The organism is Humibacillus sp. DSM 29435 (assembly GCF_001758225.1).
Taxonomy (GTDB): domain Bacteria; phylum Actinomycetota; class Actinomycetes; order Actinomycetales; family Dermatophilaceae; genus DSM-29435.
The window spans coordinates 127,435-146,326 of the sequence record NZ_MAST01000004.1 but is presented as its reverse complement, the minus strand read 5'-3'; the positions used below and the strand labels follow the sequence as shown (position 1 = coordinate 146,326).

Below are 18,892 nucleotides of genomic sequence, written 5' to 3'. Positions count from 1 at the left end.
CCCACACCAAGGAGACTCGCAATGAAGCGATATCGCACGACGGTCGCCAGGCTCACTGCCGCGGCCGCGACTCTCACCCTCGCGGTCGGGGCGGTCGGCGCCGCCGGCGCGGCCCAGGCCGCCGACCCACCACCGACCGCTCCGCCGAAGGCCGCCGACAGCACGGATGCCGCCGGCTCCGGCCTTGCGGCGAAGAAGTACACCGCCCCGGCCGCCACGAAGATCAACGTGATGGGCGAATGGGCCCACCCCGACGACGACACCAGCATCATCGGGCCGTGCGGGGTGTGGCACCAGCGCTACGGCGTCAAGTGCGGGGTCATCATGGTCACCCGGGGCGAGGGCGGCGGCAACGCCGTCGGCACTGAGATCGGTCCCGATCTCGGCCTGCGCCGCGAGAACGAGGATCGCGTCGCCCACTATCGCTCCGGCACGGTCGACATCTTCAACCTCGACCGAGTCGACTTCTTCTACAACCAGAGCGCCCCCCTGACCCAGAAGTTCTGGGACCACGACGAGACTCTGCGACGCATCACCCAGGTGATCCGCCAGACCCAGCCCGACGTCTACGTCGGCTTCACCCCCACGCTCGCGGCGGGTCACGGAAACCACCAGCAGGCGGGGCGATTCATCTGGGAGGGCGTGCTGGCCGCGGCCGACCCGACCAAGTTCCCCGAGCAGCTGAAGGGCCCGAACGCCCTGAGCACCTGGCAGGTCAAGAAGATCTTCTCGGGCGGTAGCACCCTCGGCACCGGTGGGTCGACCACGGCCACCAACTGCGCCATCGGCTTCACCCCCGACGCGGCCAACAACGACACCGTCGCCGGGGTCTGGACCGGGTACGACTCGCCCTACCTCTGGCCCGCCGGCAACCTGCAGGGCCAGCCGGTCGGCACCCCCAAGATCTGGCAGCAGGTGGCCGACGAGGGCCGTTCGGCCTACCCCACGCAGAGCCGCGTGATGTTCAAGGGTTCGTCAGTGCCGGCCTGCTCACGCTTCGCGATGACCCAGTCGTTCGTGCCCTTCCAGCCGAACCTGCTGCCGAACGGTCAGACCAACCCGGCGGCGGGCCGCGACAACGCGATCCTGTTCGGGGCCGCCGTCGCCGACCCGGGCGGCCTGCCGCTCGGCACCACCCAGCGGCTGAGCTTCTCACGCTTCTACAACGTCGCCGGGGTGTCGTTCACCGCCACCGTTTCGCTGCGCTCCGGCGCCGGCGCCCTCGATGCCGGATCGGTGGCCCTCAGCGTCCCGGCCGGCTGGAGCGTCTCGGCCCCGAAGCGCGTCGGGCGCGTCAACGCCAACCGGGAGACCGCGGTCGACTTCGAGGTCACCCCCGGCGCTGCCCTCACCCCCAACACCAACGCCAAGATCTCGGCCACCTACACGACCGGTTCCAAGACCGGCTACACCGACAACGTCGTTCGTGCGGTGTCACCGGTCGAGGGTCGCTTCCTGCGGTGGGGCAACTGGGCCGAGTACGACGCTTGGCTCACCGACGTGGCCCCCCAGGCGCAGCGCCTCGGGCGCTCCGCCGCCATCGCCTCGGTCGGGGTCGGCCAGACACGCGACGTCGCTGTCGTCGTGCACAACTGGTCTGACACGCGTCAGTCAGGCGCGGTGAGCCTCACCCTGCCGACCGGCCTCACCGCCCCGGCCACCAGCCTCCCCTACACGGATCTCGCTGCCGGAGAAGAGACCACGGTGACCTTCCAGGTGAAGAGCACCGACACGGCGCTGCCCCCGGTGCAGAACCTGGTCATCCCCATCACGACGACCTACGGTGACGCTGGCACCGGTAGCGAGAACCTGACGATGTCGATCGTGCCCACCACCTCGATCCCCGAGGTCGAGACGGCTCCCAAGGTCGACGGCCTCGGCTCGGCGGAGGAGTACCCGGGCTCCACGCTCGACCTCGGCCGCATCTGGCAGGGCGCCACCGGCTGCACGGGCACGGCCGACTGCGGCTCGTCGACCACCGGTGAGGGCAACACCGCCAAGGTGACCCGCACCGCCGACGCGCTCTACGTCTTCGCCCACATCAAGGACGACTACCAGTCGTACGCCGTCACTCCCCAGGAGTGCGTCGCCCACTGGCAGGCCGACTCGGTCGAGATCCTGCTCGACCCGCGCGGCAACAGCTCGGAGCAGCTGACCGACACGGCCAGCACGTTCAAGCTCGGGGTGTTCCCGTTCACGAACGACCCCGGCAACACCAACGGCAACGGCGCCAACGGCCCCTGCTGGTCGCGTGACGCCGACAACCACCAGGGCTACGCCACCGGGCCGCTGGCCCGCACGGTGAGTGACGCCCCGAACGCCCCCGGCATCCAGGTCGCCTCAACGGCCACGTGGGTGGGCACCAACGAGACGACGACCGACCACGCCTACACCGGTGGCGGCTACGACCTCGAGGTGAAGATCCCGTTGGCCGACCTGCCGGCGGCGGTCGACCCTGACCGGATGGGCCTGAACATCACGCCGTACGACAACGACGACACGTCGGCGGCCGGCACGACGACGCTGCGCCACATCGACAACAGCACGCGACTCGGCTGGTCGGCACTGGGCAGCGTGCAGTCCGACCCCTACCGCTGGGGTCTGGCCACCCTGCCGGGCTACACCCCGCCGGCCGACCAGCCGACGACTGCTCCCCCGGCCAACGTGTCCAGCCCCAACCTCAACGGTGCGCTCTCGCCGCAGACCATCGCCCAGTCGGCGCGCAACGGCGTGCCGATCTCGGGCCGGGCTGCGGTGGCGCCGAACAAGCAGCTCCAGCTGGCATCGGTCAAGCTGGCCAGGTCGGCGCTGAACGTGCAGCTGCGCTCGCGTGGAACGGGCACCGTTCGAATGTTCCTCTGGTCGGGTGACACCGGGGCCATCCCGGTCTACCTGACCAGCTGCAGCATCACCGACGACCCGGCCCCCGACTACGGCCTCACCCCGTGTGCGGTCACCGACGGCGGCATCCCCGCCTGGTCACCCGACATGAGTGGCCGAGTGGTCGCGAAGTCCACCAAGAGGGTGCGGCCCGGCACCTCGTACATCTCGCAGACGCTGTCGCGGGCAGATCGGGCGCTGGTAGCGGCCGGTGGAGCGCGCCTGCTCGTCTCGTACGAGACGCCGGACGGCCAGGTGCAGGCGATCGACCGGCCCATCAAGCCGTAACGTTCGCGTCATCCAGCGAAGTGGCTACCCGACCGGCTCCACGGTCGGGTGGCCACTTCCGCGAACCGCCGGCTCCCGCCGTTCACTCAGGGTTGGGTCGGTTGCGCCCCTGTGCGGCCTCGAGGCCATCTCTCGACACGAGCTTCTGTCGCCTCAGGTGTTCACCAAACCGCCACCCTTGCCGGTCAGGCCAACTCGGTCAGGTGAGTGCGGTCAGGTGAATGCGGTCAGGTCAGGGGCGTCAGCACGTCGAGGCCGAGGAAGGGGCGCAGCGCCGCCGGCACGACGACCGAGCCGTCGGCCTGCTGATGGTTCTCGAGGATCGCCACCAGCCACCGGGTCGTGCCCAGCGTTCCGTTCAGGGTGGCCACCGTGCGGGTGCCCGAGCCGTTGGGGTCACGTTCGCGCGTGTTCAGCCGGCGTGCCTGGTACGTGGTGCAGTTCGAGGTCGAGGTCAGCTCGCGGTAGCGCCCCTGGGTCGGCACCCACGCCTCACAGTCGAACTTGCGCGCGGCTGGGCCGCCGAGGTCGCCGGCCGCGGTGTCGATGATGCGGTAAGGCACTTCGATCTTGGCCAGCATCTGCCGTTCCCAGTCGAGCATCCGCTCGTGCTCGGCCTCGGCATCCTCGGGTCGGCAGTAGCTGAACATCTCGACCTTGTGGAACTGGTGCACCCGGATGATGCCCCGGGTGTCCTTGCCGTGCGATCCGGCCTCACGCCGGTAGCAGGCCGACCAGGCGACATAGCGCTCGGGCCCGGCCGACAGGTCGATGATCTCGTCGGCGTGGTACCCGGCGAGCGCGACCTCCGACGTGCCCGTGAGGTAGAGGTCGTCGGCCTCGAGCCGGTAGACCTCCTCGGCGTGCGCGTCCATGAACCCGGCGCCGTGCATGATGTCGCTGCGCGCCAGCGTGGGCGTGATCATCGGCGTGAAGCCGTTCGCCGTCGCCTGGGCCATCGCCATGTTGAGCAGCGCCAGCTCGAGCAGGGCACCGACCCCGGTGAGGTAGTAGAAGCGGGCACCGCCGACCTTGGCCCCGCGCTCCATGTCGATGGCGCCGAGCCGCTCACCGAGGGCGAGGTGGTCGAGCGGCTCGAAACCCTCAGCCGCGAAGTCCCTTGCCTGTCCGACGGTTTCGAGCACGACGAAGTCGTCTTCGCCACCGCCTGGCACCCCGTCGATAATGACGTTGCCCGCGCGACGCAACAGGGTCGCGAGCTCGGCGCCGGCCTGTGCGGCATCCGCCTCGAGCGACTTGACCTGCTCGCTCAGCTCGCCGGCCTGGGCCCGGGCGTGGTGCGCCGCCTTCTCGAGGTGGTCGGCGTCAGCCGCGCCGGCCTTCTTCGCCTTCTGGAAGGCGCCCATCGCGGCGCCGACCGACCGGCTCACGACCTTCTGCTCGGCCCGCAGCGACTCGAACTCGCTGAGCGACGATCGGCGCTTCTCGTCGGCGGCGAGGATGGCGTCGACGACCCCGGGATCTTCGCCGCGAGCGGTCTGTGAGGCGCGCACCCGGTCGGGTTCGTCGCGCACGAGCTTGATGTCGATCACGCGGGCCAGCCTAACGGCGACCGGATGCCGCCCACGACCGAGTTATCACCCCTGGGCCGGTGCGTAGCCTGTGGCCATGACAGCCGAGCACGACGCAGCATCGGGCGACGCCTCCTTCCCGCAGGCCCAGACCCGCCACGACTTCCCCCGCAACCTCGGCGTCGTGCGGGCCCGCATCGCGGCCGCGGCCGAACGCAGTGGTCGTCGCTCGGAGGAGGTGCGACTGCTCCCGGTCAGCAAGACCGTGCCGGAGGTGCGGCTCCGGCTGGCCGTGCAGGCGGGCTGTCGCGAGTTCGGTGAGAACAAGGTGCAGGAGGCCCGACGCAAACACGACAACCTGGCCGACCTCGACCTGCGCTGGTCGGTCATCGGCCATCTGCAGACCAACAAGGCCAAGGACGTCGCCGCTATCGCCGCCGAGTTCCAGGCCCTCGACCGAGTGCGCGTGGCCGAAGTGCTCGATCGACGCCTGCAGGCGGTCGGCCGCGGCCTGGACGTCTACGTGCAGGTCAACACCTCCGGCGAGGACTCCAAGTACGGCCTGCCCCCGGAGGAGGCGCTCGCCTTCCTGCGCCAGCTACCCCGCTTCACCGCATTGCGTGTGCAGGGGCTGATGACCCTCGCAGTGTTCACCGACGACACCGACCGGGTGCGCGCCTGCTTCACGCGTCTGCGTGAGCTGCGCGACCGCGCCCGCGAGCACGACCCCGACCTGATCGGCGCTGGCGGCCTGTCGATGGGCATGTCCGGCGACTACGAGACAGCGATCGAGCAGGGGTCCACGGTGGTGCGGGTCGGTCAGGCCATCTTCGGCGCCCGCGCGCTCCCTGACAGCTACTACTGGCCCGGCGCCGGCGGCTGAACCTCCCCACCACCGTGTGCCCCCACCAGGCCGACCAAGAGGCAGAAGGATGCCGTTCACCCCCATCGAGTGAACGGCATCCTGGCTGGTGGGTGGCGGCTACTTCACCTCGGCCCGGCGCAGCAGCGCGATGCCGACGACGAGCGGCAGCACGACCCAGACCGCAACGGACGTGCCCAGCTGGGCCCACTGCTCGCCCGTGAGGTCGCCGCCGAAGAGGGGCTGCATGGTGCGGTTCATGTCGAGCCACTTCGACGGGGTGTCGAGCCAGCTGATGAGCCCGCCGAGAATGCCCCAGACGGTCGGCAGCACGAAGTAGACGACGATCGCGGCCGGGGTGTTGCGGAACAGGGCACCGAAGGCGACACCCTGCATCAGACCGAGCAGTACATACAGCCCAGCACCGAGCACGACGAGGCCGCCGACGCTCCAGTCGCCGTCGATGCCGCGGAAGGTGATGGCGGCCTGGTGCACCAGAGCGGCCAGGGCGAAGGCGAGCACGAAGGCGGCGACGCCGATGAGCAGGGCCGAGACCAGCTTGGCCATCGCGACCCGCGTGCGGCGCGGCTCGAGCGCGAAGGTCACCAGACCGGTGCGCTGGCTCCACTCCGACGTGACGGCCAGGATGCCGATGACGGGCAGGATGATCGCCGTCGGCAGCATCGTGGCCGACAGGTAGTCCTCGAAGGAGTGTTCGCCGCCGTCGGTGAAGAAGTTGATGGCCAGGGCGGCCCCGATGACCAGACCGATGGCGATGATCAGCCAGCGGCCGGCCCGGGTGTCGAGCTGCTTGCGCAGCTCGACCCGCGTCAGGCGGGAGAAGGGGATGCCGGTCGTCGGCCGCTCGCCGGGCAACCGGCTCGGCATCTTGGCGACGGTCGGCAACGCCGACTCGGCCTTCGCCGACACGTTGGGGTGGGCCGCAGCCGGCGCCCCCGAGCTGGTCGGGCTGTTCGGGCTGGTCTGGGTGGCCGGCGTGGTCATGCCGCCACCTCCTCTCGGGCTGATCCGGATGTGAGCTCGAGGAACATCTCCTCGAGGCCGCGGGTGTCGCCGCCGCGCAGCTCGGTGAGCACGATGCCCTTGGCAGCGGCCACGCGGCCCACCTCGAGCGGCTCGGCCTCGACCTGCAGCCCGCCGGTGGCGGTGCGCCGAGAGACGAGCGAGCCTTCGGCGAGCGCCCCCATCAGCGCGTCGTCGTCGGTCGAGCGAACGAGGGTGCCGGCGCCGGCCAGCAGCTCGTCCTTGGTGCCGTGGGCGACGATGGTGCCGTTGCCGATGACGATGAGCTCGTCGGCGACGCGTTCGATCTCGTTGAGCAGGTGCGAGCTGAGCAGCACGGTGCCGCCCTCGCCGGCGAAGCCGCGCAGCAGGTCGCGCATCCAGCGGATGCCGGCCGGGTCGAGCCCGTTGGCCGGTTCGTCGAGGATCATCACCTCGGGGTCACCGAGCAGCGCGTGGGCGATACCCAGCCGCTGGCGCATGCCGAGGGAGTAGTTGCGCACCTTGCGCCCGGCCTCCTTGTCGGTGAGGCCGACGACGTCGAGCATCTCGGCGACACGGCTCTTGTCGATGCCCATGAGGGCGGCCCCGAGCGACAGCACCTCTCGGCCGGTGCGACCGGCGTGCTGGGCCGAGGCGTCGAGCAGCACCCCCACGTGGCGGCCGGGGTTCGGCAGCGCGGAATACGGCCGGCCGAGCACGGTGGCCGTGCCCGACGTGGGCGGGGTGAGGCCGGCCATGATGCGCATGGCGGTGGTCTTACCGGCCCCGTTCGGCCCGAGGAAGCCGGTGACGAGCCCGGGCTTGACCTCGAACGAGATGTCATCGACGGCCGTGAAGGGGCCGTACCTCTTGGTGAGTCGTTCGACGGTGATCATGGGCTCCAGCCTGCCGCACCAGGCAGGGTGAGCACATCCGTCATGAGCCTGATTTCGACCCCTACCTAAGTCGCGGCGACCCTGACCCGAGTCAGGGTCGCCACCCTGAGTGAACAGACTTCGGTCGGATGCCGTTGGGCTCGCCGCGCGCCTACGCTGGCTGGGTGCCCCTGCCCCGAGTCGCGCTCACCCGACGTTCGCACGTCTGGGGCGAGACCTGGCGGCTCACCACCGCGCTGCTGCTGGGCCTGGCGCTCTGGGCGCTGATCCGGGTGGCGGTGGCCGACACCTCGGTCACGCCGGCCTTCGGGATGGCCTGGTTCGGCGTCGATCTCGCCCTCGGGTTCGTATCGACGGGGCTGCTGCTGCTTCGACGACGGTGGCCCGTCACCGTGACTACGGTCACGGCCCTGCTCAGCGGGCTCTCGGCGGTCTCTGCCGGCGCGTCGGCGTTCGCGCTCGTCTCGCTCTCGACCCGCCGGCGGTGGCGTGAGATCGCCCTGGTGGCGGTGCCGTGGACCCTCGCCGGTCTGCTCAACACGGGGGTGTATCCCGACACGGGGAGCGGCTCGACGATGGCCAACATCGTCATCGGCGTGCTCAGCTTCACGGTGGGGGTCTCGATCGGCTGGGCCATCGGCGAGCGTCGCGCCTTCGTTGCCTCGCTGCAGGACCGTGCCCTCACCGCCGAACGGGAGCAGACGATGCGGGTGGCCCAGGCCAAGGTCGCCGAGCGCGCCCGGATCGCCCGCGAGATGCACGACGTGCTGGCGCACCGCATCTCGTTGGTGGCCATGCACTCCGGCGCTCTCACCTATCGCACCGACCTCACCCCCACCGAGGTCGCCACCACGGCCGAGGTGGTGCGCGCCAACGCCAACCTTGCGCTCACCGAGCTGCGGGAGGTGCTCGGGGTGCTGCGTGACGTGCCCGCGAGCACCGATGACACGCTGGCCCTCGACAGCGGCCGGCCCGCTCCACCGCAGCCGACTCTGTCTGATCTGCCCCGCCTGGTGGCCGATGTCGAGGCGGCCGAGACCCGCGTTCGCGTCGACGTGCTCGGTGACCTCGAAGCCGTGCCCGAACGGGTGTCGCGCAGCGCCTACCGGATCATCCAGGAGTGTCTGACCAACGCCCGCAAGCACGCCCCTTCGATGCCCGTGGGCCTGACGATCGAGGTGCTGCCGGCTGACGCCAACGCGGCGGCCGGGTCTGGTTCGGTGGCCCTGATGGTGCGCAACGGCAGTCCGGTGCTGCCGATCGGGCCGCGGCGCCGGATGGCCGGTGCGCCCGCGCCGGCAGATGTCGTCGGGTCGGGCCTGGGCCTCGTCGGGGTGACCGAACGGGCCGTGCTCGCCGGCGGAGAGCTGACCTACGGGCACGACCGGCGCGGCGACTTCGTGGTCACGGCCCGGTTACCGTGGTCGGCATGAGTCTGTCGGCGACCACGCGGGTCGTGCTCGTCGACGACGACGCGCTGGTGCGCGCCGGCCTCCGGCTGATCCTCGGCGGGGACCCTGACCTGCAGGTCGTGGGCGAGGCCGGCGACGGCGTGGAGGCGATCGACGTCGTGGCCGCGGCCGAACCCGACGTCGTGCTCATGGACATCCGGATGCCGCGCCGTGACGGTCTTGAGGCGACCCGACTGTTGCTGTCCGACGCAGCCCGCAGCAAGCGCACCAGGGAGGTGCGCATCATCGTGCTGACCACCTTCGACGCCGACGACATGGTCGTGCAGGCGTTGCGGGCCGGTGCGCACGGCTTCCTGCTGAAAGACACCGAGCCCCATCGGCTCGTCGAGGCCGTGCGGCTCGTCGCGGCCGGGCAGCCGATCCTCTCCCCCAGCGTCGTGGCCCAGCTGATGTCGCACGTGGCCGCACGGGGCGGCGACGCGAGCGATGCCCGACGTCGTGATGCGAGCGAGCGGCTCACGGCGCTCACCGAGCGGGAGCACGAAGTGGCTCTCGCCATCGGCCGCGGACTGTCCAACGCCGACATCTCTCGAGAGCTCTACCTCAGTATCCCGACGGTCAAGGCGCACGTGTCGAGGGTGCTGGCCAAGCTCGGCGCCGACAACCGGGTGCAGGTGGCGATCACCGTGCACGACGCCGATCAGCGCTGATCCGCCCGCGGCTACCGTACCCAGGAGGTGGGGTCCCCTATAGTCGGGCGCAGCGCCTGAGCACCGCGGCTGAGGGCGACCGAATGACACGGCGAAGGACTCATGAGCAGCAACAGCCCAGACGTGGCCACGAACGATCGATCCGGGTACTGGAACGACTACTACGCGTCAGGCACCGCCGCCCAGCGACCGCTGCCGTCGCAGTTCGCGACCTTCGTGGCCGGCGAGCTCGAGGGGCCGCACCGCGTGCTGGAGTTCGGCTGTGGCGGCGGCCGAGACTCGCTGTTCTTCTCCTCCTACGGTCATGACGTCGTGGGCGTCGACGCCTCCGAGGCCGCGGTCGAGGCCTGCGAAGCGCTCGCCCAGGCCCTGGGTGAACGGTCGACGTTCATGGCGGCCCGCATCGACGAGTCCGATCTGGTCGAACGACTCCACGTCGAGACCACGACGCCGCTCGTCGTGTACGCCCGCTTCTTCGTCCACGCCATCACCGACCGGGAGGAGCTGACGTTCCTCGACCTCGCGGCGGCCTTGACGAGGCCAGGTGACAGGCTGGCCGTCGAGTACCGCACGGTTCGCGACCAGAGCGGCTCCAAGGTCACCGGCGCGCACTACCGCCGCTTCGTGTCTCCGGCAGCGTTCCAGGCGAACACGCTGGCCCGTTCCTTCGAGGAGACCTACTCCGTCGAGGGGTTCGGCTTCGCGAAGTACAAGCAGGACGACGCGTACGTGGCTCGAGCGATCTACACGAAGCGATGACCCCCGCCGTGGTCATGAGCCAGCTCTCCGACCTTGTCGCTGCGGCCGTGACGCTCACTCCCGAGCTCTCCTTCCTGACCTCCGGAGGCGTGCTGGCCCTCAACGGCCCATGGTCTGAGGTCAGGGCGATCAGGATCGACCTGCCGTCCGCACAGTTCCTGCACCTGCAGTCGATCGACGTCGACGCGCCGGGCACAGAGTCGGTCTCGACGATTGCCACGGTGTCGGTGAGCAGCTGGTACAAGGACTTCGACACCCGGTTCGACGCCAGGGCCTTCTTCGACTTCGAGTCAGACACCCGCACGACAGCTGTCCACACGACCAATGCCGGTGACGAGTGGATCTCGATCGTCTTCGACCACCCCATCGACGTCAGGTCGCTGCGGTTGCGCAACGTCGAGGGCAACAACTGCCTCCGGGCCCGACTCCTGCGCGTGACCATCGAGCGGGTCGACGGCTCCGAGGTCGTGTTCGACGGCGCCGAGAGCGCCGCGGCCTTCGAGGCGACCCTGACCAACGCCGTGCGCCGACGGGCCGGGGCTGCCGAGCTGATGCCCTTCGTGCCCATCGTCGCCATGACCATGCGGGGGGAGTACCGCAACGGTCGGTTGGCCCTCGACGCCGTCGAGGTGGATGCCGACACCAAGAAGGGGTTCCGCAAGCTGATGAGCTCAGAGCTGCTCACGCAGCGATCGATGGAGTGGACGAGCCACGGCACCCAGCGCAGCTTCCGATTCTGGTCCGACTACGAGAAGGCCGCCTACACCAGGCTGACGGCGCGGGTGGCCGACACCCTTTCCGAGCTGACGCCCAACGTGTGCTTCGGCTTCGGCGCCGCCCTCGCGGTGGTTCGCGACGGTGACTTGATCCCGCACGATGACGACCTCGACCTCATTGTCGGCTTCGAGCCCGAGGAGGCCGCGAACCTCCCCGACGCACTCCGACTCATCGAGGAGTTCCTGCGCTCGCGCGGCTTCACGGTGAAGGGCAGCTTCACCGCCCACCGACACGTGCAGTGGCAGAACGGCAAGATGATCGACGTCTTCGCCGGGCTCTTCGAGGGTGACACCATCTCGTGGTACCCCGGCCGACGGGGCAGTCTCGACCGGGCCACCATGTTCCCGACCTCGCAGGCCAAGCTGCACGGGGTCACCGTGCCGCTGCCCAGAAGCCCGTTCGTCTACCTCGAGAAGGTCTACGGCCCGGGTTGGCGCTGGCCCGACCCCGGCTTCACCCACCTCTGGGACAACAAGAGCTACCTGGACCTCGTCCAGCGCCCGGGTGACACCAGCGGCTGACCGGGGTCATTCAGGCCACTGAGGCCAGTTTGGCCAGTGGCGCGGTGGGATGGTGGGCGGTCAGGGGCCGTCTGAAAACGGGTTGAGCGCAGGCGAGCGTCGGCCTACCGTTGGGGAGTGGACATCTCCTGACGACCTCGCGACCACCCGCTGCCTCGCTACCACTCGCCTGCCAGGAATCTCATGTCTGCCACCCTCACCGTGTCGAACCTGCACGTCGGTTTCGGGGCACGCGTGCTCTTCTCCGGGCTCGACCTGACCCTCACCGACGGTGACGTGACAGCGATCGTCGGCCCGAACGGGTCGGGCAAGTCGTCACTGATGCGCACCATCGTCGGCGAACTGCCCATCGAGTCGGGTTCGATCACCCGCTCCCCGCCTGACGCGACCATCGCCTGGCTTCCTCAGGTCGCGCCCGACGACGAGGAGACGCTGCTGGCCTACTGCCGTCGCCGCACGGGGGTCGAAGGCGCTGACCGAGAGCTCGGGCTCGCCGCTGCCGCCATCGCCGCCGGTGAGCAGGGGGCCGACGACCGCTACTCCCTCGCCCTGCACCGCTGGCTGTCGCTGGGCGCGGCCGACCTCGACGAGCGACTGCCCGAGGTCGCCGCCGCCGTGGGGCTCACCGTCGACCCCGGTCGCGCCCACGGTTCGCTCTCAGGGGGTCAGGCCGCCCGGGCCGCCCTGGTCGCGGTGCTGCTCAGCCAGTTCGACGTGCTGCTGCTCGACGAACCCACGAACAACCTCGACGCCCGAGGGCTGCGCCTGATGGCCGACTTCGTGCGCGGCCGCCCCGGCCCGGTGCTCGTCGCGAGCCACGACCGCGACTGGCTCGACGAGGTCACGACGAGCGTCGTCGAGCTCGACCTCCCGCAACAGCGGATCGCCCACTACACCGGTGGTTACAGCGACCTCGTGGCCCAACGCACACTGGCCCGCGCTCAGGCGTGGCGAGCCTACGGTGAGTATGCGGCCGAACGCGACTCCCTCCGGGCTCAGAGCCGGCAGCGCCACGAGTGGGCCGACCGGGGCCGGCGCAACGTCGCCCAGGGCAACGAGCCCGACAAGCACATCCGCGAGAAGCACCGGGCCCGCGCCGACCGTCAGGGCGCGAAGGGTGCGCGGCTCGAACGTGCGGCCGACCGGCTCGACGGCGTCGAGCAGCCCCGCAGGGAGTGGAACCTGCGCTACACCATCGCGGAGGGACGCCCCTCCTCCGATGTGGTGGCCACCCTCAGCGAGGCTGTCGTCGTGCGGGGGGAGTTCGTCCTCGGGCCCGCGAGCCTCGCCCTCGGCCGGGGCGACCGCGTCGCCATCACCGGCGACAACGGGGGCGGCAAGACCACGCTCATCCAGGCCCTGCTCGGCGAGCTCACGCTGACGAGCGGGCGCCAGTCGCTCGGCACCCGGGTCGCCGTCGGGCTCATCGACCAGCGACGGGACCTGCTCGACGTGGGTGAGCCGCTGTCGGAGGTGGCCAGGGCTGCTCTCGTAACCGATCCAGCGACCTCGACCCAGTGGGACCCTGCCGCCGTGCGCACGCTGCTCGCCAAGTTCGGGCTCGGCGCCGCCCACGTCCAGCGCCCGGCGCGCAGCCTCTCGATGGGCGAGCGCACCCGGGCGATGATGGCGATCTTCCAGGGGCGGGAGGTCAACCTGCTCGTGCTCGACGAGCCGACGAACCACGTCGATGTCGACGGCATCGAGCAGCTCGAGGCGGCGGTCGCCGCCTTCACCGGCACCGTACTCGTGGTCAGCCACGACGAGAGCCTGCTGCGCGGCATCCGGCTGACCCATCGCTGGAACGTGCGCGACGGTCACGTGCACATCGACGCCCGCTGAGCCCGCCGAGGCCGCCGAGCTGGCTGAGTCCACCGAGTCCACCGAGTCCGCCGAGGCCCGGATGCCGCTGAGTCCTTAGGATGGAACGGTGATCGAGGCGGGAGCAGGCGCGACGCGTCTGTTGCGCGCGCTCGTCTTCGTGACGGCCTGCGTGATGATCACCACCGGGGCGCACGCCCTCGGCGGGGGTGAGGTGTCGCTGCCGGCCCTGGCCCTGCTCGCCGGAGCCTGCTGGCCGGTGGCCTTGCTCTCGTCGGCCAAGCGCGTCACCACGCCTCGCCTTCTGCTCGGGTTGGGCGCCGCCCAGGTCGTCGGCCATCTGCTCATGTCGGCCCTGGGCCACGCGGTGCCGGCCTCCGTTGCGTCGGTCGCCGGGTGCCTGGCGACGAGCCCCCACCTCGGGCACGCCCAGGCAGGAGCCGCGACGTGTGAGGCGGTGACCGCACCGGACACCGCGAGCAGCATGGCGAGCAGCGTGGCGGGCATGGCGGGCATGCCGGGGATGCCGGGGATGAACACCCTGTCCCTCTCGATGGTGCTCTCGCACGTGGTGGCCGTCACCGTGCTGGCCTACCTGCTCGGTCGCGGCGAGGCCGTGCTGTGGCGCGTGCTGGCTGCCGTGTTGCCCCGCCTGCTTGCCCCGGTGCGGTTCGCCCGTCCGCGCCCGGGTCTGGTCATCACCGTCTCGGCGCGACCGCACCGGCACCTGCTGCTCGTCGTTCCCCGACGTGGCCCTCCGGGGGCTGCCCTCTGACCGAGTGGCCCTTGCCACCCGAGTCAGTCACGCCAGCCCATCCTCGACCCGCTGTCAGCCGGCCAGCCCCGCTGCCGCGTCTGCGTCGTCTGCGTCGTTGGTGGCCTCGCGAACGCAACCCCCGGAACGTCCAGCCGACCCTGAAGGAACACCCATGTCTCGCTCCACGCTGTTCACCCACGTCACCCTGTCTGCCATCTCCCCCAGGGCACGCCTGACCGCCACCGTCGCAGTGGTGGGTTGCGCGTTCGCCCTCTCGGGCTGCGGCACCTCGACGAGCGCCGCCGACACCGCCCCAGCCGGCTCCGGCGCCTCGTCCACCGCCCCTGCTGCCGCGGCCCCGAAAGCCGAGGTTACCCTCGACTCCGGCTGGGTCAAGGCCGGCTCGGGCATGACGGCCGCCTTCGGCACCATCACCAACCACTCCTCCGTGCCGGTCACCCTCGTCAAGGGCACCAGCGACAAGGCCGGCATGGTCGCGTTGCACACGATGGAGAAGCAGACCGACGGCACGATGAAGATGACCGAGAAGAAAGGTGGCTTCCTCATCCCGGCAGGGGGCAACCTCTCCCTGAACCCGGGCGGCGACCACATCATGCTGATGGAGGTGTCAGGCCCGCTGGCCAACGGCCAGAAGGTGGCCCTGAACATGGTCGCCACCGATGGCACGACGTTCGCCTGGTCGGTTCCGGTGCGCTCGTTCGCCGGAGCGCAGGAGACCTACGCACCGGCCGTCCCGGGCATGACCGGCATGACCAGCACCGCGCCGGCTGCCACCAAGTGATGGTCCCCCACCCACCCCGGCGGCCCGGGAGTGACGAACAGGCTGTCACCCCGCCGGCCGGGGCCGGTCACGGCCCCGGCCGGCGGGCGGTGCTGCGCGGCGGTCTCGTCGCAGCAGCCGGTGTCGCGGCAACCGCCGCGGTCTCGAGCTGCCAGGTGGGCTCCAACGGCTCATCGACCGTCGCCACGACCCGGCCGGCAGCGGCAGGGTCTGAACCCACCGACGCGGCCACGGTCGCCTTCCGTGGCGCCCGTCAGGCCGGTGTGGTCACCGATCCGCAGCCCTTCGCCGCGTTCGTCGGCCTCGACCTGCCGAAGGGCGCCGACCGCGACACGTGTAGGCGGCTGATGGGCGTGTGGACCGACGACATCGAACGGCTGATGGCGGCCCGCGGCCCGCTGACCGACCTCGAGGCCGAGCTGGCGCAGGTGCCGTCGCGGCTCACGGTGACGGTGGGGGTCGGCCCCGGCTTCTATGCGGCTGCCGACCTGAGGGCACACGCACCCTCCTGGCTGGCCCCGCTGCCGCGGTTCAGTATCGACCGGCTCGACCAGGCCTGGCGTCAGACCGATGTCGTGCTGCAGGTCAGAGCCGACTCCCCCGTCGCGGTGGCCCACGCCACCCGACGGCTGGTCGTCGGTGCCGACCCGCTGGCCAACCAGGTCTGGGTGCAACGCGGCTTCCGCGAGCCGCTCACGGCGACCGACGCCGGTCTACCGTTCCGCAACCAGTTCGGGCAGATCGACGGAACCGTGCAACCGGCTACGAACGGGCCCGACGACCCGCTGCTCTGGATCGGCGCGGGCGACCCGAAGCCCCCGAAGGGCCTCGCCGGGGGCACGTCGATGGTGATCCGGCGGATCGCGATGAACATGGACACCTGGGACCGCGCCGACCGCGTCGCCCGCGAGAACGCCATCGGCCGCCGCCTCGACAACGGAGCGCCGCTGACCGGCACGAAGCCCACCGACCACCCGAACCTCCAGGCCAAGGACGCGCTCGGGTTCCCGGTCATCGACGACGCCTCGCACCTGCGGCGGGCGATGCCGGCCCAACCCCACGAGCGCATCCTGCGGGCCCCGTACGCCTACGACGACCCGCCGGTCGGCTCGGCCCGGACGAACACCGGTCTGGTCTTCGTGGCCTTCCAGGCTGACCCGGTTCGCCAGTTCGTGCCGATCCAGACGAGGCTGGCCGAGGCCGACCTGATGAACATCTGGACCACGCCGATCGGAAGCAGCGTCTACGCGGTGCTCCCCGGGGCCGGGGCGGGGGAGACACTCGGGCAGGCGCTACTGTCCTGAGCCATGGCCAAGAGCACGAGGACGGCGGCGAAACAACGAGCCAGGGAGGTGCGCGAGGCACAGGCCCGCAAGGAACGTCAGCGCACCCAGCTGGTCGCGGCCGCCGTCGGGGTGGTCGTCATCGTGATCGCCGTCGCCGTCGGCATCGTCATCGGGAACCGGCCGGCGCCCGCCCCGGTGGGCGGCAACGGCGCCGCCGCCCTGGCGAAGCTGAAGACGATACCGGCCGCGACCCTCGACAAGGCGCCCGCACCAACGGCCCAGCAGGCACCGACCAAGCTCGACGGCGCCACCGCCCGTACGACCGACGGCAAGCCCGTCGTGCTCTACGTCGGCGCCGAGTTCTGCCCCTACTGCGCCGTGGAACGGTGGGCCCTCATCGGCGCCCTGTCGCGGTTCGGCACCTTCAGTGGGCTCACCGAGACGACGAGCAGCAGCACCGACGCGCTGCCCGACACCCCGACCTTCTCGTTCCTGAAGTCGAGCTTCACCAGTGACCACCTCGTCTTCAAGGCCGTCGAGACCCAGGACCGGAACGGCCAGCCCCTGCAGAAGCTCGAGGGTGACGATGCCGCGCTGGTGCAGAAGTACAACCCCAAAGGCAGCATCCCGTGGATCAACTACGGCGGTACCCGCGCGACCACCGGGCCCACCGTCGACTCGAACGCCTTCGAGGGCAAGACCTACGACCAGATCATGGCCGGCATCCTCGACCCCGCCTCGGCGATCGGCAAGAGCGTCGGGCCGGCGATCAACGTCATGACGGCCCAGGTCTGCGCGCAGAACGGGGGCCAGCCCACGGCCGTCTGCGCGGCGACGGGAGTCAAGGCGGCCTCGGCCGTGCTCACCAAGTAGCCCGAGCGACCCCGGCAGCGACCAGACGGATGCCGCGAAGCCGCGGGGGCAGCGGTATCCGGACACAGTCCGGGCGCGGTCACGCGCCTGAGACCGCACACCTCAGCCCTCGCACCGGGCGCCGAAGTGCGACAGGGTGAACCCATGCCAGCCACAACCGTCGTTCTGTTCGGAGCCACCGGTGACCTCGCGAGGCGCAAGCTGCTGCCCGGGATGCTGCACCTGCACGAGTCGCAGCTCATCGACGGCCTGCGCGTCGTCGCGACCTCGCTCGACGACCTGAGCCGAGACGAGTTTCTCGAGATCGTCTTCGCCTCGGTGCGAGAGCACAGCCCGCACAACCCGAGCGAGGCCGATCTCACGGAGTTCGCCGAGCGCATCCACTGGGTGCCCGGGGGCGCCGGCCCGCAGGGTCTGCGTGACGCGGTGGCCGAGTCGGAGGCCATCCTCGGGCCTGAGTCCTGGCGGCTGCACTACCTCAGCGTGCCGCCGAAGGCCGCGCTCGCGGTGGTCAAGCAGCTCGGCGAGGCCGGACTCGTCGAGCGCAGCCGCATCATCATGGAGAAGCCCTTCGGCACCGACCTCGCGAGCGCCCGAAAGCTCAACGCCGAGCTGCACCAGGTGTTCGACGAGGAGCAGATCTTTCGCATCGACCACTTCCTCGGCAAGGAGGCAGCGCAGAACATCCTCGCCTTTCGCTTTGCCAACGGCCTCTTCGAGCCGATCTGGCACCGCAACCACATCGACCACGTGCAGATCGACGTGCCCGAGACCCTCGGCCTCAGCCAACGCGCCGACTTCTACGAGGGCACCGGTGCGTACCGCGACATGGTCGTGACGCACCTGTTCCAGGTGCTCGCGTTCACCGCGATGGAACCACCGACCGCCTTGGAGCCGAGGGCGATCAGTGAAGAGAAGAACAAGGTCTTCCGGTCGATGACCCCCATCGAGCCGCACAACGTCGTGCGCGGTCAGTACGTCGGCTATCGCGACGAGCCCGGGGTCAAGAGCGACTCGCAGACCGAGACCTTCGTGGCCCTGAAGTGTTTCGTCGACAACTGGCGCTGGGCCGGGGTGCCCTTCTACCTGCGCACGGGCAAGCGGCTGGCCCAGGGGGCCCGCATCATCTCGATCGCGTTCAAGGAGCCGCCCCGCTCGATGTTCCCGCCCGAGTCGGGGGTCGGTGACAACGGCCCCGACCACCTCACCTTCGACCTCGCCGACAAGTCACGGATGTCGTTGTCGTTCTACGGGAAGCGGCCCGGGCCCGGTATGAAGCTCGACAAGCTGTCGATGCAGTTCTCGATGCAGGAGACCGACTGGGCCGGCTCCGTGCTCGAGGCCTACGAGCGGCTGATCTACGACGCAGCGCGTGGCGACCGCACCCTGTTCACCTCGGCCGAGGGCATCGAGCGGCTGTGGGAGATCTCGGCGCCCCTGATCGAGCAGCCGCCGATCGTGCGGCCCTACGACCCCGGCACCTGGGGGCCCAACCAGATCCACCAGCTGGTCGCCCCCTTCACCTGGCGCCTGCCCTTCGAGCGCCGCTGGCGCGACCCGAACGTGATGGGGTCCTGACACGATGAGGCTGTGGTCGATGAGGCTGTGGTCGATGAGGCTGTGATCCGGGAGCTCACCGCAGGGGTCGAACCGTCTGTTCGCCGCCTGTGAAGGCGTCAGAACCCTAGTCGTCGATCTCGCCGGGCTGCCT

At 70.3% G+C, this 18,892-nt stretch carries 15 protein-coding genes; 12 read left to right on the top strand and 3 right to left on the bottom strand.

What is annotated here, in order from left to right:
• Positions 1-21: 21 nt before the first annotated feature.
• The gene (locus BA895_RS04480; RefSeq protein WP_070190680.1) at positions 22-3,168 is read left to right on the top strand and encodes a PIG-L family deacetylase; all 3,147 of its coding nucleotides are present in this window, start codon (positions 22-24) and stop codon (positions 3,166-3,168) included.
• Positions 3,169-3,395: 227 nt separating this feature from the next.
• On the opposite strand, the gene serS is transcribed toward BA895_RS04480, so the two are convergent.
• Positions 3,396-4,721 carry a serine--tRNA ligase gene (gene serS / locus BA895_RS04475; RefSeq protein ID WP_070190679.1) on the bottom strand — a complete coding sequence of 442 codons (1,326 nt, stop codon included), beginning with the start codon at positions 4,719-4,721 and terminating at the stop codon, positions 3,396-3,398.
• Between the two features lie 76 nt (positions 4,722-4,797).
• On the opposite strand from serS, the gene BA895_RS04470 reads away from it, so the two are divergent.
• Positions 4,798-5,583, top strand: a complete 786-nt coding sequence (locus BA895_RS04470; protein ID WP_070190678.1) for a YggS family pyridoxal phosphate-dependent enzyme — start codon at positions 4,798-4,800, stop codon at positions 5,581-5,583.
• Positions 5,584-5,682: 99 nt separating this feature from the next.
• Here the strand turns inward: BA895_RS04470 and BA895_RS04465 are convergent, their stop codons facing one another.
• Positions 5,683-6,567 carry an ABC transporter permease subunit gene (locus tag BA895_RS04465; protein ID WP_083282966.1) on the bottom strand — a complete coding sequence of 295 codons (885 nt, stop codon included), beginning with the start codon at positions 6,565-6,567 and terminating at the stop codon, positions 5,683-5,685.
• Positions 6,564-7,463 carry an ABC transporter ATP-binding protein gene (locus tag BA895_RS04460; RefSeq protein ID WP_070190677.1) on the bottom strand — a complete coding sequence of 300 codons (900 nt, stop codon included), beginning with the start codon at positions 7,461-7,463 and terminating at the stop codon, positions 6,564-6,566. Before BA895_RS04460 ends, BA895_RS04465 begins: the two co-directional genes overlap by 4 nt.
• A gap of 164 nt (positions 7,464-7,627) precedes the next feature.
• Here BA895_RS04460 and BA895_RS04455 point away from each other — a divergent pair, with 164 nt between their 5' ends.
• From BA895_RS04455 to zwf, 10 genes are all read left to right on the top strand, one after another.
• On the top strand, positions 7,628-8,896 hold the full coding sequence (locus BA895_RS04455) for a histidine kinase (protein WP_175442251.1): 1,269 nt from the start codon (positions 7,628-7,630) through the stop codon (positions 8,894-8,896).
• Positions 8,893-9,585, top strand: a complete 693-nt coding sequence (locus BA895_RS04450) for a response regulator transcription factor (RefSeq protein ID WP_070190746.1) — start codon at positions 8,893-8,895, stop codon at positions 9,583-9,585. Before BA895_RS04455 ends, BA895_RS04450 begins: the two co-directional genes overlap by 4 nt.
• A gap of 102 nt (positions 9,586-9,687) precedes the next feature.
• Positions 9,688-10,344, top strand: coding sequence for a bifunctional 2-polyprenyl-6-hydroxyphenol methylase/3-demethylubiquinol 3-O-methyltransferase UbiG (locus BA895_RS04445; RefSeq protein WP_070190676.1), 657 nt, complete (start codon positions 9,688-9,690; stop codon positions 10,342-10,344).
• On the top strand, positions 10,341-11,642 hold the full coding sequence (locus tag BA895_RS04440) for a hypothetical protein (protein ID WP_070190675.1): 1,302 nt from the start codon (positions 10,341-10,343) through the stop codon (positions 11,640-11,642). Before BA895_RS04445 ends, BA895_RS04440 begins: the two co-directional genes overlap by 4 nt.
• Positions 11,643-11,825: 183 nt before the next feature.
• Positions 11,826-13,484 (top strand): ABC-F family ATP-binding cassette domain-containing protein, encoded by a 1,659-nt coding sequence (locus BA895_RS04435; protein ID WP_070190674.1) that lies wholly within the window; start codon positions 11,826-11,828, stop codon positions 13,482-13,484.
• 88 nt (positions 13,485-13,572) lie between these two features.
• The gene (locus tag BA895_RS04430) at positions 13,573-14,238 is read left to right on the top strand and encodes a hypothetical protein (RefSeq protein WP_070190673.1); all 666 of its coding nucleotides are present in this window, start codon (positions 13,573-13,575) and stop codon (positions 14,236-14,238) included.
• 154 nt (positions 14,239-14,392) lie between these two features.
• Positions 14,393-15,022 (top strand): copper chaperone PCu(A)C, encoded by a 630-nt coding sequence (locus tag BA895_RS04425; RefSeq protein ID WP_070190672.1) that lies wholly within the window; start codon positions 14,393-14,395, stop codon positions 15,020-15,022.
• Positions 15,022-16,326: a Dyp-type peroxidase gene (locus tag BA895_RS04420; protein WP_083282964.1), complete on the top strand. Its 1,305-nt coding sequence runs from the start codon at positions 15,022-15,024 to the stop codon at positions 16,324-16,326. The genes BA895_RS04425 and BA895_RS04420 overlap by 1 nt, the downstream gene beginning before the upstream one ends.
• Before the next feature lie 3 nt (positions 16,327-16,329).
• The gene (locus BA895_RS04415; RefSeq protein WP_083282963.1) at positions 16,330-17,181 is read left to right on the top strand and encodes a DUF929 family protein; all 852 of its coding nucleotides are present in this window, start codon (positions 16,330-16,332) and stop codon (positions 17,179-17,181) included.
• A 144-nt stretch (positions 17,182-17,325) separates the two neighbouring features.
• A complete protein-coding gene (gene zwf, locus BA895_RS04410; RefSeq protein WP_070190669.1) occupies positions 17,326-18,759 on the top strand; it encodes a glucose-6-phosphate dehydrogenase in 1,434 nt (477 codons plus the stop codon).
• Positions 18,760-18,892: the final 133 nt, after the last annotated feature.